A 24,350-nucleotide genomic window follows, 5' to 3' on the forward strand; every position below is an offset into this window, starting at 1 on the left:
GAATCCGGTCCGGAATCCGCCTGGGCCTGCATCCCCGGGCGCGATGGCCGCATCAAGCGATCAGCCGCTTGAGCGCGGCGATCGTATCCGCCTCGGCGGCCGGCTTGTCCGTGCGGATCCGCGCGATGCGGGGGAAGCGCATCGCCACGCCGGATTTGTGCCGCCGGGACGGGTGAATGGAATCGAAGGCGATTTCCAGAACCAGCGTCTTCTCTACCTCGCGCACCGGGCCGAAGCGCTGGACGGTGCCGTTGCGCACGAAGCGGTCGAGCCATTTCAGCTCCTCGTCGGTAATGCCCGAATAGGCCTTGCCGACGGGAAGAAGCTCGCCCTCCTCGCTCCAGCATCCGAACGTATAGTCCGAATAATAGCTGGATCGTCGGCCATGGCCGCGCTGGGCATACATCATCACGCAATCGGCTGTCAGCGGATCGCGCTTCCACTTGTACCACAGCCCCGTACGCCGCCCCGCCACATAGGGGGAATCGCGCCGCTTCAGCATCACCCCCTCGATCGACGCATCGCGCGCGGCGCCCCTTATCTCCTCCAGCGCCTCGAAATCGGCCGCCTCGATGATCGCCGAAAGATCGAAGCGTGCCGGATCCAGCCGGGCGACAAACGCCTCCAGCCGCCGGCGCCGCGCGCTCCAGGGCAGATCCCGCACGTCTTCGTCATCATCGAACAATATGTCGTAAAGCCTTACGAAGGCCGGATATTCATCCATCGTACGAGCTGATACGGCCTTGCGCCCCAGCCGTTGCTGAAGCGCATTGAAGCTCGCCGCCCCCTCGCCTTCCGCCAGCGCGCCACCGCCCTGATGCGCGCCCTTCACCAGCAATTCGCCATCCAGCACGCCGGCCTCGCGAAAGGCGGCCGCAACATCGGGGAAGCTGCCGGTGATATCGTCGCCCGCCCGGCTATAGAGCCGGGTCTCCCCGCCCACGCACACGATCTGCACGCGTATGCCATCCCATTTCCATTCCGCCGCATAATCGGCGAGGTCGACGCGCGCATCCTCCAGCGGATGCGCGAGCATGAAGGGGCGGAACACCGGCACGTCCACCGGGGTCGGGCGCGCGCCTGCGCCCTCTCCCCAGGCGAACAATGGCGCGAAGGGTGGCTTCAGCCCGTGCCACACCTCCTCCACCTGATCCACATCGAGGCCGAAGCCCTGCGCCAGCCCCGTCTTGGCCAGCCGCGAGGAAACACCCACGCGCAGCGCGCCCGTCGCCAGCTTCAGCAAGGCATAACGCCCCGATGCGTCCAGTTGGTCGAGCATTCCGGCCAGCGCGCGCGGCGCCTCGCCCCGGCCCAGCGTCATCAACCGCTCGATCACGGCGGAAAGGCGCAGGGCTCCGCTGTCCAGTTCCTCGGGCATGTCCGCCGGCTTGGGCCAGAGGAGCGAAACGGTTTCGGCCAGATCCCCCACGAAATCGCGGCTCATCGCGAACAGCACGGGATCGACCCGCTCCTCCCCGATCGCCTTGATCGCGGCCGGCTTCACATGCGGCAGATCCAGCGTGCCGGTGAGCGCCGCCATCGCCCATCCGCGATCGGGATCGGGTGTGGCGCGCAGATAATCGGCGATCAGCTTCAGCTTGGCATTGCGCGATCGCGTATAGACGAGGCCGTCGAGCAGGCGGGAAAAGTCGCGCATCGCGGATCAGCGCCGCATCGGAGCCGGGCCTTGCGCACAGCCCCGCACCGTCAGGGTGAAAAAAGAAAGGGCGGCGCGATCGGCCGCCCTTGCTCGAAAGGTCATATATGTGCCGTCAGGTAATGGCCCTGCCGGCAACCACCGCCAGGATCAGGAAGATCACGAACAGGGCGATAGCCAGGAAGAACAGAATCTTCGCGATGCCGACGAAGGCACCGCCTATTCCACCAAATCCCAACGCACCCAGGATCAGGCCGACGACGAGAAAGATCAGCGCAAGCTTCAGCATGGAGGCTCCTTTCGCCGATATAACAATCGGCGAAAGCGCCCGTTCCAGCCGGCTTTGCGTGGCTTTTCCTCACCCCTTCCGGCTGGCCTCGAACAGGAACCAGGCACGCTCCTCGGCCTGATCGGTCCATTCATCGACAATGCCGCTCGTGGCATTGTCCTTGGCCTCCTCGGCCTGCTCCTTCACCACCCGAAAGCCCTCGACGAGCTTCAGATTGTCGTCGCGCAGTTCGGCCAGCATCGCATCGGCGGATACGAAATCCGAGTCATTGTCCTTGATCGTCTGACGACGGGCAATGTCGCCGATCGAACGCAGCGTGGTGCCGCCCGTCTTGCGCACGCGCTCCGCGATCGCGTCCGTCACGCCCAGGATCTGCGTCGCCTGATCGTCGAGCATCAGGTGATAATCGCGGAAATGCGGGCCTGAGACGTGCCAGTGGAAATTCTTGGTCTTCAGATACAGGGCATAGGCATCGGCCAGCACCGCATTCAGCGCCTCGGCCACGCCATGAAGCGCGTTGCTCGAAAGATCGGTCGGGGTGGCGAGCTTGGAAGGTGTGTCCGCCATGGTCTGTCTCCTCAGATGCTGGTTCCGACCATCCTAACGGAAAAGCGGCCGAACGGCTCCATTACGGGAGCCAAACAAATTCGTTCAAGCTGATTGAGGAGATCGAAAATGGCCGGGCTCTTCGACAGGGCCGGCTATCGGGCAGATCCGGAGTTGCTCCACCCGGCCCATACAAAGTCAGTGCGCGTAACGCACACCCACCGTCGCCAGCAGCAGCGGCGCCACGTCGCGATTGCCAGGCGCGCAGGCGGCCGCCTGATCGATCGCGGCAAGCCACGGCCCCAGCAGCGCAGATCCCTCGTCACGCGCCAGCGCATCTGCCATGCCATCCATCACTTCCACGGCGGAATGAAGATCGCTCGCCAGGGCCAGCCGGCGAAGCTGGTTCACCAGCTGGATCCGGTCCAGCCCCTTGAGGCGCGAAACCTCTGCGGCAAACTGCCCCAGCGCGTTGCGGAAACCCTGCTGCTGATCGATCATCGTCGCCATGATACGCCCCCGTTACGATACGTGTGCTCGTTTGTGGTTACTCAAGGATTAAGACGGAACCGTTTCAGCGCCGCCTTGACATTTCTCCTCCGTGGCGGCAGAGGCCCCTCAGCGAGCGGCTCCGGCCGCTTTTTTGTTTTTCCGGCGGTCCAGGCCGCCCCAGCAGAGATTCGGGATAGCCCCATGGCCAAGCCGACCACGGTCAAGATCAAGCTCGTCAGCACCGCAGACACGGGCTTCTATTACGTGACGAAGAAGAATCCGCGTAATCAGACCGAGAAGATGAACTTCCGCAAATATGATCCCGTCGTGCGCAAGCATGTCGAGTTCAAGGAAGCCAAGATCAAGTAAGCCGGCCGGGCGGCTCCCCGCCGCCCCTTCGCACGCCTGATCCATGATCCAGGCCGGGCGCGCCCAGCGCGCCCTTTTTCGTGCGTCCGTCCTGCAATCCCTTGCGACGAATCGAGCGCGTCATGCTCGCGAATCCTGTTGCGAGTGGTTCGCACTAGCGTTAGAGCCCTCAGCGACAGGAGAGTCGTTGATGGTTGTCTGCGTCTGCAATGCCCTGAAGGAACGGGATGTCCGCGATGCGGCACGGTCCGGCTGCCAGAGTCCGCTGGCGGCCTATGCGGCGCTCGGCCGCCGCCCGCAATGCGGCCAGTGCATTCCCTTCGCCCGCGCCCTGATCGCCGAAGAGCGCGCCGGCCAGCCGGCCTGAGCTGCTTCGCGAGGGCTCGTCAGCGGGCCTCGCTCTCCATCCACAGATACACGTTATCCCGAACCGCGTCAGGATCCGGTGCGCGCGCCGCCCCGGACACTATCTCCGCGGCGATTGGTTCGCATGGATCCTGACGCACGTTCGGGATGAGGCATGCCTATCTGGTGCTGATTACGGATAGCGCACCGGGGCCGGCTTCAGTTCGGCCGGAAGCGGGATGAATTCCGTCTCGCCGGGCACTTTCGCGAAGCGCCCCTCGCGCCAGTCTTCCTTGGCCTGCTCGATCCGTTCGCCCGAACTCGACACGAAATTCCAGAAGATCTGGCGCGGTTCGGGAAAGGGCTCGCCCCCCACCAGCATCAGCCGCGTCGGGCCGCTCGCCTTCAGCACCATCTCCGCGCCGGGCTTGAACACCACCAGTTCGCCCGCCGCGAAGCCGCCCGCCTGCCCCTCCACCGTCACCGCGCCGGAGACGACATAGACGGCGCGCTCCTCATGCTCGGCGGTCAGCCGATAGCGCGCACCATCGGCCAGAATGATATCGGCATAGACGATGTCGGAAAAGCTCGGCACCGGGGAGCGCAGCCCGTCGCTCGTGCCCACGATCAGGGTGAGCGAGGTGCCCTCGCCTTCCGTCTTCGGGATTTCATGCGCCTTGTGATGGGAAAAGCCGGGAGCAATCTCTTCCTGCGCCTTGGGCAGCGCCACCCACGTCTGGAGGCCATAGAGCGCGCCGCCGGCGGCGCGCACTTCGGGGCTGGTCCGCTCGGAATGGACGATGCCGGAGCCCGCCGTCATCCAGTTGACCTCGCCCGGCCGGATCGCCTGCACCGAACCCACGCTGTCGCGATGGAGGATCTCGCCCTCCAGCAGATAGGTCACGGTCGCCAGGCCGATATGGGGATGCGGCCGCACGTCCAGCCCGTCACCGCTGCCGAAGACGGCGGGTCCCATCTGGTCGAAGAAGATGAACGGCCCCACCATCCGGCGATGCGCCGAAGGCAGCGCGCGCCGCACCTGAAAGCCTTCGCCCAGATCCCTCACCGGCGGCAGGATGATCGAATCGACACCGGGCATGTCATGTGCGCGCAGGGTCATTTTGCCGTCTCCCTTGAACCGCTTGTTCGTTGCTTCGAGCCTTGTCGCTCAAAGATCGTCATCGCGGGGAGCAACGCTCCCTGGCGATCCAGCCCTCAAACGTGAAGAGATGGATTGCGTCGCCCCACTCGCAATGACGATCCTTTCCTATCGGCTCACCCTCAGGCGGCGTCGACGAGAACCAGTTCGCTGTCCTCGATCGCCGTCACCTTCAGCGTCTCCACGCCCGTGATCGCCACACCATCGCGGGCATTGGCCCGCTGGCCATCGATCTCGATCGCGCCCGTCGCCGGGACGAGATAGCCGCGACGATCGGCGCCGAGCGCATATTCCGCCGTCTCGCCCGCCTTCAGCGTCGCCGCCACCACCCGCGCATCGGTGCGGATCGTGAGCGCGTCATTGTCGTTCGCGAAGCCGGAGGCCAGCACCACGAACTGCCCGGCGCGATCGCCCTTGGGGAAGGGCTTGGCGCCCCAGCTCGGCTTCTCGCCGGTCCGGGTGGGCTGGATCCAGATCTGGAAGAGCGTGGTGGGCACGTCCTCCATATTATATTCGGCATGGGCGATGCCGGTGCCGGCGGACATCACCTGCACGTCGCCCGCCTCGGTGCGGCCATGATTGCCCAGATTGTCCTGGTGCGTGATCGCGCCGGTGCGAACATAGGTGATGATCTCCATGTCCCGGTGCGGATGCGGCGGGAAGCCGCTCTTGGGCGCGATCACATCATCGTTCCAGACGCGCAGATTGCCCCAGTTGGTCCGCTTAGGATCATAATAATTGGCGAAGGAGAAATGGTGCTTGGCATCCAGCCAGCCATGATTCTCGCCGCCCAGCGATGCGAAAGGCCGTACTTCGATCATCGTCTTATCCTTTCAGATCAATCTTGTGTCATCAGAGCGAGAGGAGGGCGAGCGCATCCACCTGTGCCGGGCTGAAGCCTTGTCCGCGCAGCGTAGGCACTAGGTCCTCGGCCGGCTTGCGGCTACGGCGCGTGGTGCAGACGAAGCTGCGGATCGCTTCCAGCCGCTGATCCGCCAGCGGACGCGGCGGCCGGTTGCCGGTCAGCGCGCCGTAAAGCCTGCGCAGCGGGCCCGGTTCCCGGGCCGAGGCGCAGCCGCATTGCGCGGCGTCGTTGAACGCGATCGATACCGCCTGCCATTCGGAGCGGCTGAGGCTCGGCTGGGACTGTGCTGCGATCATCTCGACCTCCTATCGTGTTGGGGAGGAGATAAGCCGGCTGGACTTGACCGATAAGCCGCATAATATCGGTGAGTTCGTTCGAGAAAGTTGAAATGGCCAATCCCGGTACGCCCACCTTCGATCAGCTCCGCCTGTTCCTCACCGTGGTGGAAACGGGCAGCTTCGCCGCCGCCGCGCGCAAGCTGAACCGCGCCGTCTCGGTGGTGAGCTACGGCATCGGCAATCTCGAAATGCAGCTCGGCCTGCCCCTGTTCGAGCGCGAGGGGACGCGGCGCCCGCAACTCACCGTGGCGGGCCGCGCCGTGCTGGCGGAGGCGCATGCCGTGGCACAGGGCATCGATGGCCTGCGCGCCAAGGTGAAGGGCCTGCTGGAAGGGCTGGAGGCGGAGGTCAATCTGGCGGTGGACGTGATGCTGCCGTCTGCGCGGCTCGGCCGGGTGCTGCGCGCCTTCAATGCCAAATTCCCCACCGTCTCGCTGCGCCTCCACGTCGATGCGCTCGGCGCGATCACCGCGCATGTGCTGGAACGCCGGGCCGTGATCGGCGTCAGCGGGCCGATCATCACCGGCCGGGATATCGAGCGCGTCGCCGCCGGCACGGTGGCGATGATCCCGGTCGCCGCGCCCGATCATGCGCTGGCGCGGATGCAGCCCATCCCGCCAGGCGCGACGCGCGATCATGTGCAGCTTGTGCTCACGGATCGATCGCCGCTCACCGAGGGGCGCGATTTCAGCGTGACCAGCACGCGCACCTGGCGCCTCGCCGATCTCGGCGCCAAGCATCAATTGCTGCGCGAGGGGATAGGCTGGGGCAATATGCCGCTGCCGATGGTGGAAGCGGATCTGATCGCGGGCACGCTCGTCCGCCTCGCCCTGCCGGATGATACGGGCGGCAGCTATCGCTTCTCCGGCATCTGGCGCCGTGACGAACCCCCCGGCCCCGCCGCTTCGTGGCTGCTCCAGCAGTTCATCGATGAAGGCGCGCGTGACGAGGATGCCGGGCCGGATGTCTAGCAGGGCCACACTCCGGCCCCCTTCCGGCGGGTGGCGAGCGTTTCCGGATGACGTCCCCCGCCCGAGCGCCTAAACCCCGCCCCATGGAATGCGCGGACGTCATCATCCTCGGCGGCGGGCTCGTCGGCCTCACCCTGGCCCTCGCCCTCGACCGGCACGAAATCTCCAGCATCGTCGTAGACCCGGCCGATCCCGCGACCGTGCAGGCCGCCGGCTTTGATGGCCGCGCATCGGCCATCGCCAGCGCCTCCTACAGGATGTTCGAGGCGATCGGTCTCGCCGATCGGATGGCCGGCAAGGGCTGCCCGATCCGCACGATCCGGGCCGCCGATGGCCTCACGCCCCGCGCGCTGATCTTCGATACGAGCGAGGAGGAAGGCCCGCTCGGCATGATGTTCGAAAACAGGTCGGTGCGCCTTGCCCTGCACGAGGCTGCTAAGGAGGCACGCCACCTCCGCCTGCTCGCCCCCGCCCAGCCTGTCAGCACGCAGCGCGACGAGCAGGCCGTGACCGTCGCGCTCGCGGACGGACGCACGCTCACCGCGCCGCTCCTGATCGCCGCCGAAGGCCGCCATTCGCCCACGCGCGAGGCGGCCGGGATCGAGGTCGCGCGCTGGCATTATGATCATGCCGCGATCATCGCCACGCTCGGCCACGAACTGCCGCACGGCGGCGTCGCGCACGAACTCTTCTATCCCGCCGGACCGTTCGCGCTGCTGCCCATGGCCGACGATGCGGAGGGCCATCGTTCCGCGATCGTCTGGACGGTGGCGCGGCGCGATGCGGAGGCGATGCTCGCCTTGCCCGATCGCGCCTTCCTGGCCGAAGCGGAAAAGCGGATGGGCGGCATGCTCGGCGCGCTGCGCGCGGCCAGCCCGCGCTCCAGCTACCCGCTCGGCTTTCACCATGCCGCGCGCATCACGGATACGCGCCTCGCGCTGGTGGGCGATGCAGCGCATGGCATTCACCCGATCGCCGGCCAGGGCCTGAATCTGGGCCTGCGCGATGTCGCCGCGCTCACCGAGGTTCTGGTAGAGGGGCTCCGCCTGGGCCTGGAGCCCGGTGATGCGCAATTGCTGGCCCGCTATCAGAACTGGCGTGCGCTCGACACGTTCATGGTCGCCGCCGCGACGGATGGCCTCACCCGTCTCTATGGCATTCCCGGCCCCGCCGCCCGCGCCGTGCGCCGCCTCGGCATGGACATGGTGGAGCGCCTGCCCCCGCTCAAGCGCCTGTTCAAGGCGGAGGCCCGCGGAGAAAGCGGCCATCTGCCCAAGCTACTGCAAGGCATGGAAGTATAGAAAATCCTCCCCGGCGGGCCGGGGAGGATCATCCGCCGCTCACGCGACCAATCAAAATTCGGTTCGGGCCGAGCCTCCCGAAGCCCACGCCTTCCCCTCCCAGGGAGGATAAGGAACGAAGCCCGCTCAGATCGGCCCGACGAGGGCCGTTCGCCTTATTGCGGCACCACCGTCACGGCGCGGCGGTTCTGAGCCCAGGCTTCCTCGTCGGAGCCCTGCGCCACCGGGCGCTCCTTGCCGTAGCTGATGACGGTCAGGCGGCTCGCATCGATGCCGGCATTGACCAGGAAGGTCTTGGCGGCATTGGCGCGGCGATCGCCCAGCGCGAGATTATATTCGCGGGTGCCGCGCTCGTCGCAATGGCCCTCGATCGTCGCGGTCACGTTCGGGAACTTCTTGAGCCACGCCACCTGCGCGGAGAGGATCGCCTGCGCTTCGCTGTCGACATCATAGCTGTCGGTCGCGAAGTGGACGGTATCGGTGCCGGCCTGCGCGAGGAAATCGGCGCGCGAACCCGGAACCACGGTGCTGCCGACGTTCGACGGCGGCGGCGGGGTCGGCGGAGCCGTCTCGGCGGGCGGCGGCGGCGGCAGATCGGCGGGCTTCGGCGTCTTGGAGCAGGCGGCGAGCGCCAGCAGCGCCGCGGTCACCATGAGGCCCTGGGTCGTCTTACGCATCAATTCGTCTCCTCGAATGTTCGTCGTTTCAGGGCAGTAACGGTCCCCATGCCGGATCGGATCCGTCAAGGGGAGTGGGAATCGGATGTTCGTTGACGCCGGTGAGATCGACCGACCAGAGATCAGCCTTGCCGGAACCCTGGCCGGTGCGGAAATACAGGAGGACACGGCCATTGGGTGACCAGGTCGGCCCCTCGTCCTGCCAGCCGTTGGACAGGATCTTCTCCCCCTGTCCGGAGGGAGACATGATGCCGATGTTGAAGCGACCGCCGATATGCGTGAAGGCGATCAGATCGCCGCGCGGGCTCCACACCGGCGTTGCATAGCGCCCGCCGCCGAAGCTGATGCGGTGCTGGTTCGATCCGTCGGCATTCATCACGTAAAGCTGCTGCCCGCCCGATCGATCGCTCTCGAACACGATCTGCGATCCATCCGGGGAGAAGCTGCCGCCGGTATCGATGCCGGGCGAGGTCGTGAGGCGGATCGGCGCGCCGCCGCCTGCCGGCACCTTGTAGATATCGCAATTGCCGTTGACGATCATCGACACCAGCACCCAGCGCCCGTCCGGCGAGAAGCGCGGGGCGAAGGTGGTGGCATTGCCGTCGACGACCAGCCGCTTCCGGCCCGAACCCACATCATAGGCATAGACACGCGGCCGATCATTTTCGAATGACATGAACACGATGGACTGGCGGTTGGGCGCGAAACGCGGCGTCAGCACCAGCGCCTGGCCATTGGTGATGAAGCGATGGTTGGCGCCGTCCTGATCCATGATCGCCAGCCGCTTCACGCGCCGGGTCTTGGGGCCCGTCTCGGAAACGTAGATCACCTGGCTGTCGAAATAGGGGCCTTCGCCCGTCAGCCGCGTATAGACCATGTCGGCGCATTTGTGCGCCGCGCGACGCCATTCGGCCGGCTTCACCACGAAGCCCTGACGCGTCAGCTCCTGCTTGGCGAAGACATCGTAGAGATAGCAGCCCACGGTGAGCGTGCCGTCGCCATTGGCCTGCACGAAGCCCTGGATCAGCGCCTGCGCGCCGGTCGTCAGCCAGCCGCCATAATCAGGCGCCGTCACCTGCGGGAAGGCCACCGGGCGCAACTGCCCCGCGCCGAGCGGCGTGAAGAGACCACTGCCCTTCAGATCGCCCGAAATCACCTGCGAAACCTGCGCGCCCAGTGCATCGGTGCTGCCCGCCGCCGTGCCTGCCGATGCGGGCGTTGGCATGACGGGAATGGCGATCGGCATGGGCTGCGAAATGCCGCCGGTAATATCCACGCGGATCGGCGCGCCGGCCGCCGGGGCCGGTGCGTTTGGCGCCGGCGTCTGCGCCGTCACGGGCAGCGCGAGGGCTGCGGCGAGGAGGATGTTGCGTAGGATCATCACTGCATCTGCCTTGGTATGAAGCCCATCTCGATATTCTCCCAGCCCCCGGCATAAAGCTCGGCCGGAAGCCGCAGCGGCGAACAGCGCAGCACGGCCGCGCGGCTCACCTCCGCCATCTGCTGCTTGTAGCGCGCATTCGATCCATCGACGCCGGTCTGCTCCACCACCTGGGCCGATTGCACCGAACCATCCTTGTTGAAGCGAAGTTGCAATACGGTGACGATCGCCATGGCCGGCGTACCACCCAACGCGCCCAGCTCATAACAGGGCTGCACCTGCCGCTTGATGGCGGCGGCGAGCCCGTTCATCGCGGCCCCGGTAATCTGGGCGCGCGCCGTCGTTCCCTTACCCGCCGAAGGCGAGGCGATGCCCTTCAGGAAATCGGGGCCAAGCGCGCTGCCTGTGGTGCGATTGCCCTTCCCGGCGGAAGCACCCTTGGCTTCGCTCTTCGCCGCGCTGGAAATATCCTTCAGGAAATCGGAGCTCAGCCGCTGCGCCGGCTTGGGCGGCGGCTCGGCCTTCCTGGGTTCCTTTGCGGGTGCGGGGGCCGGCTTGGGCGCGGGCGGCGCCGGCACCGGCTCCTTGACGGCCTTGGGCACCGGCTGCGGAGCGGGCGTGGGCTCGGGCGGCGGTGCCTCCTCGGGCGGGCCGGCCTCGGGCGCCGTCTGCTGCTGCGGCGCCTCGGTCGCCGGCACGGGCGCCGCCGATTGCAGCCCGACCGCGTCGACCAGTTGCACATCCATCGTCTGCGGCGCCGGATGCACGGGCGGCACGCGGCGCGAAATGCCGATCGTCAGCGCCGCCAGCAGCGCCAGATGGCCGACGACCGCAAGGCCGATGCCTTTCTGGTCCGCTTTATCCAAGCGCCCTCTCCAGACACCTCCGCCCGATTCGAGCAGCATCGCGCCGGCCGACATGCGATAGGCGAAACAGCGTTCCGACCTCGCTTCCCGGCAGGCGCGAATCCTCGCCCGAAGCGAACAGATGCGAAAGCGGCGTCACTTGCCCTGCTGCTCGCTCTGCGTGGTGACGAGCGCCACCTTGTTGAAGCCGGCGTGGTTCAGCTCGCCCATCACCGCCATCACGCGCCCGTAATCCAGGCCCGCATCGGCGCGCAGGTAGATTTGCGGCGCCTCGCCGCCCGGCTTCGCCGCAGCCTTGTCCTGGAGGCGCGCGGGCAGAGCGGAAAGCGCCACCTGATCCTCGTCCACGAAGATCTTGCCATCGCCATCCATCGAAACCTGGATCGGCTTGTCATCCTGATCCAGCGCGCCCGCCTTGCTGTCGGGCAGCTTCACCGGCACACCCGCCACCAGCAGCGGCGCAGTCACCATGAAGATGATGAGCAGCACCAGCATGACGTCCACCAGCGGGGTCACGTTGATCTCGGCCATCGGCGCGCGGCGCCGGCCATGGCCTCTCCGGCTGACGGGGCCCATCGCCATCGCTCAGGCCTCCGCGTCCAGCTCGCGGCTGAGCGTCAGGTGGAAGCGGTCGGCGAAGCGATGCAACCCCGCCTCGATCCTGTCGAGCCGGTGCGTCATCCGGTTATAGGCGATCACGGCGGGAATGGCGGCGAACAGGCCCAGCGCCGTCGCGAACAGCGCCTCGGCGATGCCCGGCGCCACCGCGCCGAAGCTGGTATTCTGGCTGGCGGCGATATCGCTGAACGATCGCATGATGCCCCAGACCGTGCCGAACAGGCCCACGAACGGGCAGACGCTACCGATCGTCGCCAGCACGTTCAATCCGGACGAGAGCTTGTCGATCTGCGTGGCCGCAGCCGTGCCCATCGCGCTCGCCAGCCGGGCGCGCGTGGCCTCGGGATCCAGCTTCTTGGCCGCCGTCGAAAGCCGCCATTCCTCGATCCCGGCGGCGAACACCTTCGCGCTCGGCAGATCCGATCCGCCCTGTTCGCGCAGGAAACGGTCCATGTCCTGCGCCTTCTCGAAATCCGCGCCGAACGCCGCATCCTTCTTCGCCACGCCGGCCAGGCCGAAGCCGCGACCAAGGATGATCGTCCACGTCCAGAGGCTCGCGCCGATCAGCCCGATCATCACCAGCTTCACCACGATATCGGCATGCAGGAACAGAGCCAGCGGCGAGATCGACGCCTGTGTCACGGAAACGGTCACTTCATTCATCGGCGCGCTTCCGCTCCTCCGCTGATGGCCTCGAAGGCCCTGATCCATGCCTCGGGTTGACGGCGCGGCCGCCCGTCAGGCCCCACGAACGCAACCGTCAGACGCCCTTCGACGACCACATCGGCATCCCGCATGACCCTTTGATGAACAACGACTCCCGCAGCGCGGATCCGTTCCACCGTGCTGATGATCGTCAGCGCATCCCCCAGCCTGGCGGGCGTGCGATATTTGAGATCCGCCGCGGAGACGACATAGGTACTGCCATCCTCGGCCATGCGCGCCAGATAATCGACGCCGGCCAGGGGCAGCATGTCCGATCGCGCGCGCTCGAAGAAGCCGAGATAGCGGGCGTGATAGACCACGCCGCCCGCATCCGTATCCTCATAGTAGACGCGCACCGCGAAGCGATGTTCGCTGCCCACGATCCGGCCGGAATAGGGAAGGTCGGAATCGATCATACAGCCTGCTGATAGGCAGACGATCCCCCCGTGGGAACCCGCAGAAGCGCCCCATGACGATCCCGGCGGCAATGACCGCCACCGCCCCCACGCCGGGAGAGCAGGTCCTAGAGCCTCCCGGCCAGTTGCGGCGGCAGCGGCGGCGCAAAGCCCGGCCGCCGCCACGGCGCATCGTCGGGCTCCTCCACGTCCGGCCGCGCGAATTTCAGATAGCCGAAGAAGGTGGCGATCAGCCGCTCGCCCGGATCGATGATCGCGTTCCGCCCGTGCATGAAGCGCGTATTGTCCAGCATCACGACATCGCCCGGCCGCCACTGGACGGCGACCTTCAGCCGCTCCCCCGTCGCCCGGATCGCCTGCAGCCACTCCTCCGGCACAGGATGGCCATCGTCCAGCACCGGAAAGTTGGCGACATTGTTGTTGAAGCGCGCAAAGAGCAGGAAATTGCCGAAGGCCGGGGCGTCCACGAACATCGGCCGGTGCAGCGCCGGCCGCGAGAAGACGCGCACCACCTCGCCATGCACCCGATGGAAGGAATAGGGGCAGCCCGGCCGCGCCCGCGCCGAAAGCTGCGCGTCGTCCGGATCCGGCGTTCCCAGCCAATAGGCCAGCAGTTCGGGCCAGGTCGGCTTGATGTAGATGAGCCGCCGCCCCGCCAGCCCGCGCCGCACCGGCTCCGGCAGGGCCTGCACCAGCTCCACGCCATCGCAGATCGTCGTCTCGCCCCCTACGCTGGGCGCCGAAAGACAGCAGAAGAAGGCGGCATCCGGCTTCCATGGCTCGCGCGAAAGCTCTGGGTGGAGCGCGAATTCGCGCACGCCGCCATCCACCGTGTGGATATTATGCTCGGGCTCGATCGGCTGGCGGCCGGGGCTCTCGTTGAACACCGCCGTTTCGCAAAACTGCCAGGCGAAGCGGCGGAACGCGCCCGCATCCGCGCCGAAGCCGCGAAACAGCAGGGCGCCATGCCGCTTGAACAGCGCCTCGATCGTCGCGGGATCCAGATCGAGGATGGTCTCGCCCGCCGCCGCCTCGATCAGGACGTTGGGCTGCCCGGCACGGGGCGGAAGGATGGTCGCCATGACTGACGGGGGATAGCGGGAGACGCGGCGGCTAGCTATAGGCCGCGCCATGGCGCTGACGATCGACGACCTTTTCGTATCGCCGGACCATTATCTCCACAGCTTCGATGGCGATGCGGCGCGGTTCGTGCCGATGGATCGCGGGGCCTATCATCGCTCGATCTTCCTCGATGGCCGGATCGTGCCGGCGGCCGAGGGCGAAATGCGCGTGCCCATCGCCGCCCTGCCCGCCGCCCCGCCTGCGCCCCGGCGGATTGGCTGGATCTTCCATATCGCGCATTGCGGCTCCACCCTGCTCGCGCGCGCGCTGGATCGGCCGGATGCCAATCTCGTCCTGCGGGAGCCGCTGACGCTGCGTCAGGCCGCCGTCTCGCGCCAGCAGCGCCTGTTCGCGCTGGCGACCTCCACGATATCGAAACGTTACGATCCGGATCTGCCGACGATCGTGAAGGCGAACGTGCCGGTCAATTTCCTGTTGCCCGATCTCGCCGCGCTCGATCCGGAAGCGCCGGCCATCCTGCTCTATCTGGGGCTGGACGATTATCTGGCGGCGATCCTGCGCAGCGACAATCACCGCACCTGGCTGCGCAACGTCACAGGCCAGCTCACCTTCCATTTCGGCGATACCGCCGCGCTCGCGGATGCGGAGCGCGCGGCCCTGCTCTGGCTTGCCCAGTTGCGCGCCTTCGACGCGGCGCTCCGCATCATGCCGAATGCGCGCGCGCTGGATGCCGAGCTTTTCTTCGCCACCCCCGCCCCCGTGCTGGAGGCATCCGCCCGCCATCTCGGCGTGGCGATGACCGCGGCCGATGCGCAGGCGATCACGCAAGGCCCGCTTTTCTCGACCTATTCGAAGAATCCGGATGTCGCTTTCGACAATTCCGCTCGCCTCGCCCGCAAGGCCGATATCGAACGCGCGCTGGGCGACGATCTCGATCAGGCGCGCCGCTGGATCAGGGCGAATGGCGTGGACGCCCTCGGCATCCTCACCACGCTCGACAAGGCGGCGTTGATCGAGGGCTGAGGCCGGCGCGCCGTCGGCGCGCGACCGTGCCAGCCCTCTTCCGCCAGCCCTGTTCCACAATCCTATTCGGAAAGCCCGATCGCGGCGCTGCCCGCCCGGTCCGTCCTGTTCGCCACCTCGTAGAAGCGACGCAACAAGGCGCGCTCCTTATGGTCGATGTGGGGATTCCACACGTCGAAGATCAGGATCGCGCGCAGCCGGTCAGATCGGTTCCACGCCTCATGCTCGATCGTGTCGTCGAAGGCCCAGGCTTCGCCCTCCACCCATGAACGCGTCTCGCCGCCCACGCGGAAGGCGCAGCCGGGCGGCACGATCAGCGGCAGGTGAATAATCGTACGCACGTTGCTCACGCCCGTATGCGCGGGCAGGTGCGCCCCCGGCCGCAGCAACGAAAAGAATACGGTCGGCGTCCGCCCCGGCAGATCCGAAAGGGGCAGCGCCTCCACCGCCGCCGCCGTGATCGGCGCACGCGCGCAGGCGGCGTCGTTGCGCTGCCCGTCCTTCCACAGATGGAGCGCCCCCCAATCCATCTTCTGATCGAGCGGCGTCCACTTGTTGGCCGGCGTGCCGGGCTCCATCGCGATATAGGGGCGAAAGCCCGCGCCATCGTCGGCCAGCAGCGTCTCCAGTTCGGCGCGGATCGCTCCGGTCTTCGCCTCGATCTCGCTCAGCCAGGGGAAATGGGCGCGATCGAAATATTCGTCGGCGGGCAGGAAGGGGAAATGCAGCCCGGCGCATTCGTTGGCGAAAATGCCGCGCCGGCCCAGCGCATGATCGATCGCTGCGGCAAAACGACGCGTTTCGCGCGGGCCCAATCCCCTAAGCGCGTCAGCCAGTCCCTCGTCGATCGCCGTCGCGAAACCGCGCTGATGGCGCGTCACGCGATCGCGGGCATGCTCCAGCATCATCTCCAGCGCGGGCGTCCGCTCCTCGATGCCATCGGCCATCGCCAGCACGCCGGTCCAGTGATGCGCGGCGCCCGCCTCGTCGCCCGTTCGCTCCAGCAGTTCCGCCATTCGCACCAGCGCCATGAAATGCCGCCGGTCGATGGAAAGCGCTCCTTCCAGCGCGGCGTGCTCGCCGCCGGCACTGCCGCGCTCCCGTTCGGCCTTCGCGAGATTCATCCACAGATCCGGCGATTGCGGATCCACCGCGATAGCGCGGCGGAAGAACGCGGCCGCATCGCCGGGGCGCCCCGTCGCGAGTGCCCGGAAACCCAGCGCATTGAGCGCCACGGGATGCTCGCCCCCCGCGATCACCCGCTCATATATCCGCATGGCCTCGTCGGGCCGCCCCTCACGCTGCGCATGCATCGCCTTCGCGATCAGATCGCGAATGCCCCCCTGATCCATTCATGCTCCCCCGAGCGTTCCGGAATCGAGTGTAGCCTTTGTTACGCGATGGACAATTGCTTCCTATCCCGCGAGATGGGCGAATGCCGCAGGCTCCCTATCCGGCCCCGCCCCGCTCGATCGAAGAGGCCGCGCGCGATCCCGAATGGATCGCCCACCGCTACGATCCGGAGCATGATGCGGTGCATCTCCTGCCGGTGCCTCGTGCCGCCCAGCGCAAGGCGACCTTCCTCACGGATGAATATCTCCCGGCGGGTCCGGCGCCGCTGGTGGTGCGTCGGCGCGATGCCATCGCCGCGTTGCCGTCGTCCGCCCCGGTCCACTTCGTGTTCCACTCCGCCTTCTGCTGCTCGACGCTCGTGGCCAACGCCTTCGATCTGCCCGGCCGCTCGATGGGGCTGAAGGAGCCTGTCGTGCTCAACGACATGATCGGCTGGCGTCGTCGCGGCGGCCAGGGGCCGGACATGGCCGAAGTGCTGGATGATATGCTGCGCCTGCTCGCGCGGCCTTTCTCCGCGAACGAGAGCGTGGTCGTGAAACCTTCCAACGCGATCAACGCACTGATCGCGCCGATCCTCACGCTCCGTCCGCAATCACATGCCCTGCTGCTTCATGCGCCCTTGCGCACCTATCTCGGCTCGATCGCGCGCAAGGGGCTGGACGGGCGGCTGTGGGTCCGCACGCTGCTCCTCGGCCTGCTCGACGACAGGCTGGTGGATCTCGGCTTCTCTCCGCGCGATCATCTCGGCCAGACGGATCTTCAGGTCGCCGCGATCGGCTGGCTCGCGCAGCATGCCCTGTTCGCGCGCACCGTGCAGACCTTCGGCCCGGGGCGGGTCCGCACGCTCGACAGCGCCCGGCTGATGGCCGATCCCGCCATCGCGATGGGGGCGCTCGGCCGCCATTTCGGCCTGCCTCTCTCCGACAGGGAGTTGGCGGAAATCGTCTCCGGCCCGGCCTTCACGAGCCACTCCAAACTGGGCACCGCATTCGGCGCGGCCGAACGGGCAAGCGAGGGGGAAGCCGGCGTCGCACTCCACGCGGACGAGATAGACAAGGTCATCGCCTGGACCCAGGCGGTGGCCGATACGGCGGGCATATCGATGGCGGCGCCCGCCCCCCTCATCGAGGATCGCACGACATGAAGGAAGATCTGCAGCGCATGGGCGAGATGGGCGTGGCCGCGCTCTCGGCCGGCGATCCCGCCCAGGCCCGGCGCATATTCGAGCGGATCGAGGCGGAAGGGCGCGGCTCGCACCAGCTTCGCCTGCTGCTGGCGCAGGCCTGCACGATGATGGGCGATGCGCCGGCCGCGCACCGCGCACTGGATCGCGTGCTGCATGACGAGCCCGCCAATCTCTACGCCAATCTGATGCGCGGCGATCTGCTCCACACGGCCGGCGATCCGCGCGCCGCCGTCTCCTGGTATCAGGCCGCGCTGATGCAGGCGCCGCGTGCCGGCGCGCTCCCGCCCGATCTCATCGCCGCGCTTCGCGAGGCCGAACACAAGGTCGCCGCCGCAGGGCGCGCGTTCGAGGATCATATGAAGGCGCAGCTTGCGGCGGCGGGCATATCGGCATCGGTCCATCCCCGCTTCGCGGACGCGCTCGATCTGCTGACCGGCAAGACCGAGGTCCAGCAGCAGCAGCCCACCAACTTCTATTATCCGGAACTGCCGCAGCGCGCCTTCTTCGAGCGGGAGGAGTTCGCCTGGGTCGCGGCGCTGGAGGCGCAGGCGCCCGCGATCCGCGCCGAGCTGGAAGCGCTGATCGCCACCGATCCGCTGCGCGATCCCTATGTCGTGCCCGATCCCGATCGCCCGACCAAAGCGCACCCGTTGCTGGGCGATGCGCGCTGGAGCGCCTTCCACCTGTTTCGCAATGGCCAGCCGATCGCGGACAATGTCGCGCGCTGCCCGGTGACCTTCGCGGCACTGGAAGCCGTGCCGCTGGCGCGCGTCGATGGCCGGGCGCCGATGGCGATGTTCTCGGTGCTGCGTCCGCACACGCATATTCCGCCGCATAACGGGATGCTCAACACGCGGCTGATCTGCCATCTGCCGCTGATCGTGCCGGACGGCTGCCGCCTGCGGGTCGGCAACCATGTCCGCACGGTCGAGGCCGGGCGGATGATGATCTTCGACGATTCGATCCAGCACGAGGCGTGGAACGACAGCGACGAGACGCGGATCGTGCTGATCTTCGAAATCTGGCGGCCGGAGCTTACCGGTGCGGAGCGCGAAGCGCTGGCCGCCCTGTTCGGCGCGATCGGCGTCTATTCGGGAGCGGGCAACGGCGCCTGACGCCCCTCCCCGCTCATACCGGACGGGAGCAGGCGCGGGCGGGGAATGAACGGCTCAGAAGCAGGAGCCGCCATTGCCGGTCTGGCATGACGCCGATGTGTTGTAGCCGGCGCGCATATTGTCGCGCTCATGCTCCCATTCGGCCTTGGTCTTGCAGACGCGTTTGCCCTTCACGAGCGAGCCCGTCTCGATGAACTTCTTGCAGATCATCTTGTCGCGCGCGTCTGCGGCCTTTTCAGCGGTATCGGGGCTGCCGGCGGCCGGAGGCGCTTCGGCCACGGCCAGAGCGAGGAATAGCCAGAGAGGCGAAGCCATTGCGAATATCCTGTTCGATTCCCGGTAATTCTATCGCAATCCCCACATCTGGAGAATGGATTTTCACGGCTCCCCCATGCGCATTGGGGTGCTTCCCTTGGTTGCAGCGGATACCGGACGCGGCCATGATGCCATTCCGCCAAGGATGAGTGCGTTCAAGCCCCCCATGTTCACCGCCAGAAGGGGCCTCGCCCGTCATGTCAAACCGGATCGGTAAGTCGCCCAGCGCCGGCAAGGCGAAGCAGACGGCCCAGTCGCGCGCGCGCATCGAACAGGCGCTCGCCGCCGGGGATATTGCGGCGGCGGCGGCGCTGGCGGAAGCGGCGCTGGCGACCGGCCAGGTGGATCCCATGTTCCTGAACCTCGCCGCCTGGCGCCGCGAGGAGGCCGGAGACTTTGCGGAGGCCTATCGCCTGCTGCAGCGCGCACTCGCCATTTCGCCGGGCGACATCCTGATCCTGGGGGGGATCGCGGCCGTGCTGCGCAAGGACGACCGGCCGGACGAGGCGATCGAGGTGATCGATCGCGTCGTGGCGACGGCGCCGGGCTATGCCAACGGCTGGCTGGAGCGCGGCTATATCCTCGATGCGCTCCGCGACGAGGACGCGGCCGCCGAAAGCTATGGCCGCGCCGCCGCGCTCGATCCGCGCATGGCGCCCGCGCTCGGCAAGCTCGCGGATCGGGCGGCCAAACATGGCGAGAAGCAGGAGGCGGAAGCCTATGCCCGCCGCGCCTTCGCGATCAACCCGCGGGAACCGGCCGCCACCTTCGCGCTCGCCACGATGGCGATCGAGGCGCGCGACGGGCCCTCCGCCGAGGCTCCTTTGCGGGCGCTGCTGGATCATCCGCTCGACGGCGACGATCGCACGCGCGCGCTCACCCTGCTGGGCGACGCGCTCGACAAGCAGGACCGCACCGTCGAGGCTTTCGCAGCCTGGGAGGCGGCGCAGCGCAATTTCGCGGATCGCTATCGCGCGCGGCTCGGCCCGGTGGACGGCCGACCTTCGCACCGCGCCTTCATCACGCGGATCGCGGAGCAGGTCAGGGCGCAGCCCGGCAGCCCCCTCCTCTATCCTGTAACCGATCTTCCCCAGGCGGCGGCCGCCCACGTCTTCCTGCTCGGCTATCCCCGTTCCGGCACGACGCTCGTCGAGAATGTCCTCGCGAGCGCGCCGGGCGTGGTCGCGCTGGAGGAGCGCCCCACCCTGGCCGACACGGATGAGGTGGTGCTCGGCAATGACGGCACGATGCCGGATCTCGACGCACTCGATCCCGCCTTCGTCGATCGCCTGCGCGCCGGCTATTGGCGGCGCGTCACGGATATGGCCGGCAACGTCACCGGCAAGACCTTCGTCGACATGAATCCGTTCAACGGCTTCAAGCTGCCGATGATCGCGCGCCTCTTTCCCGATGCGCGCATCGTGGTGATGCGGCGCGATCCGCGCGATATCGCACTCAGCTGCTTCCGCATCAATTTCACGCCCAGCACCGCCTCGTTCGCCTTCAGCGATCTGTTGGAGACGGCGCGTCATTATGATGCGCTCACTGGGCTGGTGGAGCTTTGCCGTGAGCGCTTTGCGCTCGCCTTCCACGATCTGCGCTATGATCGCCTGGTCGCCGATTTCGAACCGACCGTGCGCGCGCTGGCCGCGTTCGTCGGCATTCCGTGGACGGACGAATTCCGCACGTTCGACAAGACGGCGCAGACGCGCGGCGTGCGCACGGCCAGCGCCACGCAGGTGAGACGCGGCCTGTTCGACGGGCGCGGCCAGTGGCGCCGCTACGAAGCGCAGCTCGCCCCTGCGCTCCCAATCCTGCAGCCCTGGGTGGAGCGGCTCGGCTTCGCAGGCTGATCCTCCGCCGCGCGCACGGCCCGGCTGAGGGGGGCTTGCCCATTATCGGGTCTCCCCGTTTTCGAGAGAAAGCTCCCGAAAGCAAGGCGCGATTTGCCCGCCGCCTGCCTGCCTTGCATCCGCAAAGGGCGAAGTCCGGGAGACGGATCGCACCGTTACCACGGTATCGCGCCGGCTTTCGGGCTCCGGCTTTCAGCGGGCCACCGAGCGTCATCCAGCCCGTTTCGGACGGGAATGCTCCCAAACAAAAGGGGGCGGGCCGAAGCCCACCCCCTCGAAAGTTTCCCGAAGGAACCGGCTCAGAACTTGAGCTTGGCGCCCATCAGGAAGCGGCGGCCCAGCGCGTCGTAGGTCGACGGATAGGTGTTGCCGCTGTTGAACGAGGTGGAACCAATCGTGGAACCGACGATCGGCGGAGCCTTGTCGAACAGGTTGGTCACGGTCAGCGTCACGTCCAGATTGTCCGTGAAGCCGATCCGGACCGCCAGATCGAAGTAGTTGTAGGCCTTGATGTGGCCGAAGTCGTAGGTCTTGCCAGCCAGCGCGCCGTTCGAGGTCGCGTTGCCCGCGATTGTCCCCGAGAAGGTCGTGTTGCCGGGCTCGACGTTCATCGGGCTGATGTGGCGCCACAGGAGCGACACATCGAGCGCGCCACGGCTGAGGGTCGTGCGCTGATTGAACGTGAACTTCGGCTGCAGCGAACCCGCGGCAGAGCTCGGCCCCGCCGAACCGGGCGAACCGCAACTCGTGCTGTAGAGACCGACGCAATCGCGGATGATCGAAACCGGCGTCGCCTGGAACTGCGCCCGACGGGTGTAGTTGCCCTGCATGCCGAGATCGAGCTTCGCGAAGCCCAGGTCACGACGATAGTTGAACCCGAAATCGATACCGTCGGTCAGGATCTGGCCGGCGTTCGAAGCGACGAAGTTCAGGCCGCCCGTCGTCGCCGGATCGCCGTCGAGACCGCCGGTAACCGGGTTACGCCGGATCGCCGTGCAGAGCGGGTTCGTGGCGCTCGCCGCGGTCACGCCGCTGCCGGTACGGTTACCGAAGCAGAGGTTGATCGCGTCGTCCGGAGTCGGCTGCGAAATCGCGTCCTTGATCTTGATGTGGTAGTAATCGACCGTGATCGAGAGACCCGGAATGAGGTTCCTCGGCTGCAGGACGATACCGATCGTGTAGGAGTCCGCCTTTTCCGGACGGAGCGCGAGGTTGCCGGCGGTCGTGGCGTTCGCCTGTGCCGCGGTCGGCGTCAGGATGCTACCGATCGACGAGGCCGGGGCGCCTTGCGCGATACAAACGGCGCGCAGATTGGCGTTCGTGGTCGGCGCGGAGCCGGCGCACGGATCATAACCGAGGTTGGTCAGGCCGACATTGGCCGGCGAGAACAGCTCGGTGATGTTCGGTGCACGAACCGCGCGCTGGAAGTTACCGCGAAGCTTGAAGCCCTCGGCCGGCTCCCAGGTGCCGCCCGCCTTGAACGTCGTGGTCTTGTAGCTCGGATTGCCGACCGCCTCGACCTTGTACTTCGAATAGCGCAGGCCGCCTTCGAGAGTCAGGCTCTGGAAGAAAGGCTTGTCGCTGACGATCGGGGCGATGATTTCGCCATAACCTTCGACGACGTCATACGAACCCTTGAAGTTCGGGATCGCACCGCCGGCGCCGCCCAGTTCGCCCGCCGTCTGTGACAGCGAGTCCGCCGACTGCGAAGCGGTGTACTTGCGATATTCGGTGCCCGCCGCGAAGCTGATCGGATCCGCCGCCCACGGGCTGGTCACGCCGAAGTCACCCGACAGAAGCGCGCGAGCCTGGGCCAGCGAAGCCTTGTTGGTCGAGAAGGCGTTGCCCGTCAGATACGAGATCTGGTTGGAAGCGATCGAGCCCGTCGGGCCGAACAGGTTGACGGGAACGCAGCCCGTGCCCGCCGTCAGCGAAGCGCCGCTCGGGGCGCCGGAAAGGCAGGTCGTGGTATTGGTGGCATAGGCCGCCGAACGGACGCGCGACAGGAGCACATAGCCCTGCTGCGTCTGGCGGTTTTCGGATTCGCCATACGAACCGTTGATGTCGAGGCCGATGCTGTCGGTGATGTCGAACTTCGCGCCGGCGCGATAGTCGAACATCTGCGTCACGTATTCCGAAACGCGCGGGCCAACCTCGGTCGTGCGGCGGCCGATGTTAATCGTAGCAGTTCGGAAATCCGGATTTGCCGTTCCGTTCGCCAGGGTCGGGCTTGTCGCGGTGGCGGCGGCAGAGCACTGCGCGGCGGTCAAACCCTGAACACCATCCGTGCTCGGGTCAAAGTCATAGTTCGAACAAAGAGCATTCCGAACTGACGTCGGCAGGTAAGGATTGCTGAGGGGGATCGTTACCGCGGAGCCGAAGATGCCCGATGGCGCAATGATCGTCTTGACGGTGTTCTTCGAGAACATGCCGCGCGTGTAGACTTGGATGCCGTCCGCCACGTCATAGTGGCCGGCGCCATAGATGTTGAAGCGCTTAAACGGCGTCTGGAAGATGTTGTACGGCGCGAAGTTGAACGCGTCGGACGGTGTCGTCGCCGAACCACGCGAGCGATAGGCGCGCACCGCGCCCGTCGCCTGATCGATCACGGAATAGCTCGAGCCACCGGTGGTGAAGCGAGACGGCGTGGTCGTGCCCGAGCCACCGGCGAAACCGGAGGTCGAGGTGTACTGGTTCTGCGAGAAGGTGCGCGCGCCCTGATAGACCGGATCGGCCTTCTGATAGCCGATCGAGAGGACCGCATTGCCCTTGCCGTCATCGAAATTCGCACCAACCGTCATGTCGACGCGGAAGACGTTGCCGTCGCCGCGCTGCGTGATCTGCTCGGAAGCGTTCGCCTCGAAACCCGAGAAATCCTGGCGGGTGATGAAGTTCAGCACGCCCGAAACGGCGTCCGCGCCATAGGTCGTCGCGGCGCCGCCCGTCAGCACGTCCGTGCGCTCGATCAGGGCGAGCGGGATGTTGTTGAGGTCGGTACGGCCGGTCGAGCCCGACGGCACGATGCGGTTGCCGTCCAGCAGGACGACGTTGCGGAAGTTGCCGAGGCCGCGAAGGTCGACATAGGACGAACCACCATTGCCGTTGTTCACGGCGGAGCCGATCGAAGGCGTCGCGCCCGGAAGGTCGCGGATCAGTTCTTCGGCGGTGTTGCGCTGGCGGAGCGCGATTTCCTCGGAACCGATCACGGAGACCGGCGCAGACGAAACCAGGTTCGGGTTGCGGACGAGAGTGCCGGTGACGACGATCTCGGAAGGCGCATCGGCCGTGGTGTCGGTCGATGCGGTCTGTGCGAAGGCCGGATTGGCGATCGCCGCTGCGCCGACCAGCAAGGTCGATGCCAGCAGGCTGTTACGATAACGATTGGTCATATTGGTCCCCTTTAGCGGCCGCCCGGAGGCGTCTGGCC

General features: G+C 66.8%; 25 protein-coding genes. 8 read left to right on the forward strand and 17 right to left on the reverse strand.

The window, feature by feature from the left end; all coding sequences use genetic code 11:
- Positions 1 to 52 precede the first annotated feature (52 nt).
- The 4 genes from DI605_RS15885 to DI605_RS15900 form a co-directional block, all read right to left on the reverse strand.
- A complete protein-coding gene (locus DI605_RS15885; RefSeq protein ID WP_293975840.1) occupies positions 53 to 1,657 on the reverse strand; it encodes a cisplatin damage response ATP-dependent DNA ligase in 1,605 nt (534 codons plus the stop codon).
- A 115-nt stretch (positions 1,658 to 1,772) separates the two neighbouring features.
- A complete protein-coding gene (locus DI605_RS15890; RefSeq protein WP_293975842.1) occupies positions 1,773 to 1,946 on the reverse strand; it encodes a DUF1328 family protein in 174 nt (57 codons plus the stop codon).
- Between the two features lie 69 nt (positions 1,947 to 2,015).
- Complete coding sequence (locus DI605_RS15895; protein WP_293975844.1) at positions 2,016 to 2,513, reverse strand: DNA starvation/stationary phase protection protein; 498 nt, start codon at positions 2,511 to 2,513, stop codon at positions 2,016 to 2,018.
- Positions 2,514 to 2,690: 177 nt separating this feature from the next.
- Positions 2,691 to 3,002, reverse strand: coding sequence for a hypothetical protein (locus DI605_RS15900; RefSeq protein WP_293975846.1), 312 nt, complete (start codon positions 3,000 to 3,002; stop codon positions 2,691 to 2,693).
- A gap of 183 nt (positions 3,003 to 3,185) precedes the next feature.
- Here DI605_RS15900 and rpmG point away from each other — a divergent pair, with 183 nt between their 5' ends.
- Positions 3,186 to 3,353, forward strand: coding sequence for a 50S ribosomal protein L33 (gene rpmG, locus DI605_RS15905; protein ID WP_171745969.1), 168 nt, complete (start codon positions 3,186 to 3,188; stop codon positions 3,351 to 3,353).
- 190 nt (positions 3,354 to 3,543) lie between these two features.
- Positions 3,544 to 3,720, forward strand: coding sequence for a (2Fe-2S)-binding protein (locus DI605_RS15910; RefSeq protein WP_293975849.1), 177 nt, complete (start codon positions 3,544 to 3,546; stop codon positions 3,718 to 3,720).
- Between the two features lie 171 nt (positions 3,721 to 3,891).
- On the opposite strand, the gene DI605_RS15915 is transcribed toward DI605_RS15910, so the two are convergent.
- The 3 genes from DI605_RS15915 to DI605_RS15925 all read right to left on the reverse strand — a co-directional run bounded on the left by DI605_RS15915 (position 3,892) and on the right by DI605_RS15925 (position 6,018).
- The gene (locus DI605_RS15915; RefSeq protein ID WP_293975851.1) at positions 3,892 to 4,818 is read right to left on the reverse strand and encodes a pirin family protein; all 927 of its coding nucleotides are present in this window, start codon (positions 4,816 to 4,818) and stop codon (positions 3,892 to 3,894) included.
- Positions 4,819 to 4,979: 161 nt separating this feature from the next.
- Complete coding sequence (locus DI605_RS15920) at positions 4,980 to 5,678, reverse strand: pirin family protein (RefSeq protein WP_293975852.1); 699 nt, start codon at positions 5,676 to 5,678, stop codon at positions 4,980 to 4,982.
- Between the two features lie 31 nt (positions 5,679 to 5,709).
- Positions 5,710 to 6,018: a hypothetical protein gene (locus tag DI605_RS15925; protein WP_293975855.1), complete on the reverse strand. Its 309-nt coding sequence runs from the start codon at positions 6,016 to 6,018 to the stop codon at positions 5,710 to 5,712.
- Between the two features lie 92 nt (positions 6,019 to 6,110).
- Between DI605_RS15925 and DI605_RS15930 the strand changes: the two genes are divergently transcribed.
- On the forward strand, positions 6,111 to 7,031 hold the full coding sequence (locus DI605_RS15930) for a LysR family transcriptional regulator (RefSeq protein WP_293975857.1): 921 nt from the start codon (positions 6,111 to 6,113) through the stop codon (positions 7,029 to 7,031).
- An 83-nt stretch (positions 7,032 to 7,114) separates the two neighbouring features.
- Positions 7,115 to 8,332 carry a UbiH/UbiF/VisC/COQ6 family ubiquinone biosynthesis hydroxylase gene (locus DI605_RS15935; RefSeq protein ID WP_293975859.1) on the forward strand — a complete coding sequence of 406 codons (1,218 nt, stop codon included), beginning with the start codon at positions 7,115 to 7,117 and terminating at the stop codon, positions 8,330 to 8,332.
- A 155-nt stretch (positions 8,333 to 8,487) separates the two neighbouring features.
- Here DI605_RS15935 and pal read toward each other — a convergent pair whose 3' ends face one another.
- The 7 genes from pal to DI605_RS15970 form a co-directional block, all read right to left on the reverse strand.
- On the reverse strand, positions 8,488 to 9,009 hold the full coding sequence (pal, locus tag DI605_RS15940; protein ID WP_293975861.1) for a peptidoglycan-associated lipoprotein Pal: 522 nt from the start codon (positions 9,007 to 9,009) through the stop codon (positions 8,488 to 8,490).
- Between the two features lie 28 nt (positions 9,010 to 9,037).
- A complete protein-coding gene (gene tolB / locus DI605_RS15945; RefSeq protein ID WP_293976035.1) occupies positions 9,038 to 10,390 on the reverse strand; it encodes a Tol-Pal system beta propeller repeat protein TolB in 1,353 nt (450 codons plus the stop codon).
- A complete protein-coding gene (locus tag DI605_RS15950; protein ID WP_293975863.1) occupies positions 10,390 to 11,256 on the reverse strand; it encodes a hypothetical protein in 867 nt (288 codons plus the stop codon). The genes tolB and DI605_RS15950 overlap by 1 nt, the downstream gene beginning before the upstream one ends.
- 135 nt (positions 11,257 to 11,391) lie before the next feature.
- A complete protein-coding gene (gene tolR, locus DI605_RS15955) occupies positions 11,392 to 11,838 on the reverse strand; it encodes a protein TolR (protein WP_293975865.1) in 447 nt (148 codons plus the stop codon).
- A 3-nt stretch (positions 11,839 to 11,841) separates the two neighbouring features.
- Positions 11,842 to 12,537, reverse strand: a complete 696-nt coding sequence (gene tolQ / locus DI605_RS15960) for a protein TolQ (protein ID WP_293975867.1) — start codon at positions 12,535 to 12,537, stop codon at positions 11,842 to 11,844.
- On the reverse strand, positions 12,534 to 12,995 hold the full coding sequence (locus tag DI605_RS15965; protein ID WP_293975869.1) for a YbgC/FadM family acyl-CoA thioesterase: 462 nt from the start codon (positions 12,993 to 12,995) through the stop codon (positions 12,534 to 12,536). The genes tolQ and DI605_RS15965 overlap by 4 nt, the downstream gene beginning before the upstream one ends.
- A 107-nt stretch (positions 12,996 to 13,102) precedes the next feature.
- Positions 13,103 to 14,077, reverse strand: coding sequence for a TauD/TfdA family dioxygenase (locus DI605_RS15970; RefSeq protein WP_293975871.1), 975 nt, complete (start codon positions 14,075 to 14,077; stop codon positions 13,103 to 13,105).
- 49 nt (positions 14,078 to 14,126) lie between these two features.
- Here DI605_RS15970 and DI605_RS15975 point away from each other — a divergent pair, with 49 nt between their 5' ends.
- The gene (locus tag DI605_RS15975; RefSeq protein ID WP_293975873.1) at positions 14,127 to 15,101 is read left to right on the forward strand and encodes a hypothetical protein; all 975 of its coding nucleotides are present in this window, start codon (positions 14,127 to 14,129) and stop codon (positions 15,099 to 15,101) included.
- 62 nt (positions 15,102 to 15,163) lie between these two features.
- Here DI605_RS15975 and DI605_RS15980 read toward each other — a convergent pair whose 3' ends face one another.
- Positions 15,164 to 16,453, reverse strand: coding sequence for an aspartyl/asparaginyl beta-hydroxylase domain-containing protein (locus DI605_RS15980; RefSeq protein WP_293975875.1), 1,290 nt, complete (start codon positions 16,451 to 16,453; stop codon positions 15,164 to 15,166).
- Positions 16,454 to 16,536: 83 nt separating this feature from the next.
- On the opposite strand from DI605_RS15980, the gene DI605_RS15985 reads away from it, so the two are divergent.
- Positions 16,537 to 17,598 carry a hypothetical protein gene (locus tag DI605_RS15985; protein ID WP_293975877.1) on the forward strand — a complete coding sequence of 354 codons (1,062 nt, stop codon included), beginning with the start codon at positions 16,537 to 16,539 and terminating at the stop codon, positions 17,596 to 17,598.
- On the forward strand, positions 17,595 to 18,755 hold the full coding sequence (locus DI605_RS15990; protein WP_293975879.1) for an aspartyl/asparaginyl beta-hydroxylase domain-containing protein: 1,161 nt from the start codon (positions 17,595 to 17,597) through the stop codon (positions 18,753 to 18,755). Before DI605_RS15985 ends, DI605_RS15990 begins: the two co-directional genes overlap by 4 nt.
- A 54-nt stretch (positions 18,756 to 18,809) precedes the next feature.
- Here the strand turns inward: DI605_RS15990 and DI605_RS15995 are convergent, their stop codons facing one another.
- Entirely contained in the window at positions 18,810 to 19,070 is a 261-nt protein-coding gene (locus DI605_RS15995; RefSeq protein ID WP_293975880.1) for a hypothetical protein, read from the reverse strand.
- Between the two features lie 197 nt (positions 19,071 to 19,267).
- Here DI605_RS15995 and DI605_RS16000 point away from each other — a divergent pair, with 197 nt between their 5' ends.
- Complete coding sequence (locus DI605_RS16000; protein ID WP_293975881.1) at positions 19,268 to 20,923, forward strand: sulfotransferase; 1,656 nt, start codon at positions 19,268 to 19,270, stop codon at positions 20,921 to 20,923.
- Between the two features lie 299 nt (positions 20,924 to 21,222).
- On the opposite strand, the gene DI605_RS16005 is transcribed toward DI605_RS16000, so the two are convergent.
- Complete coding sequence (locus tag DI605_RS16005) at positions 21,223 to 24,312, reverse strand: TonB-dependent receptor (protein WP_293976037.1); 3,090 nt, start codon at positions 24,310 to 24,312, stop codon at positions 21,223 to 21,225.
- Between the last annotated feature and the right edge of the window lie 38 nt (positions 24,313 to 24,350).

Source organism: Sphingomonas sp. (genome assembly GCF_003248515.1).
Lineage (GTDB): Bacteria > Pseudomonadota > Alphaproteobacteria > Sphingomonadales > Sphingomonadaceae > Sphingomonas_I.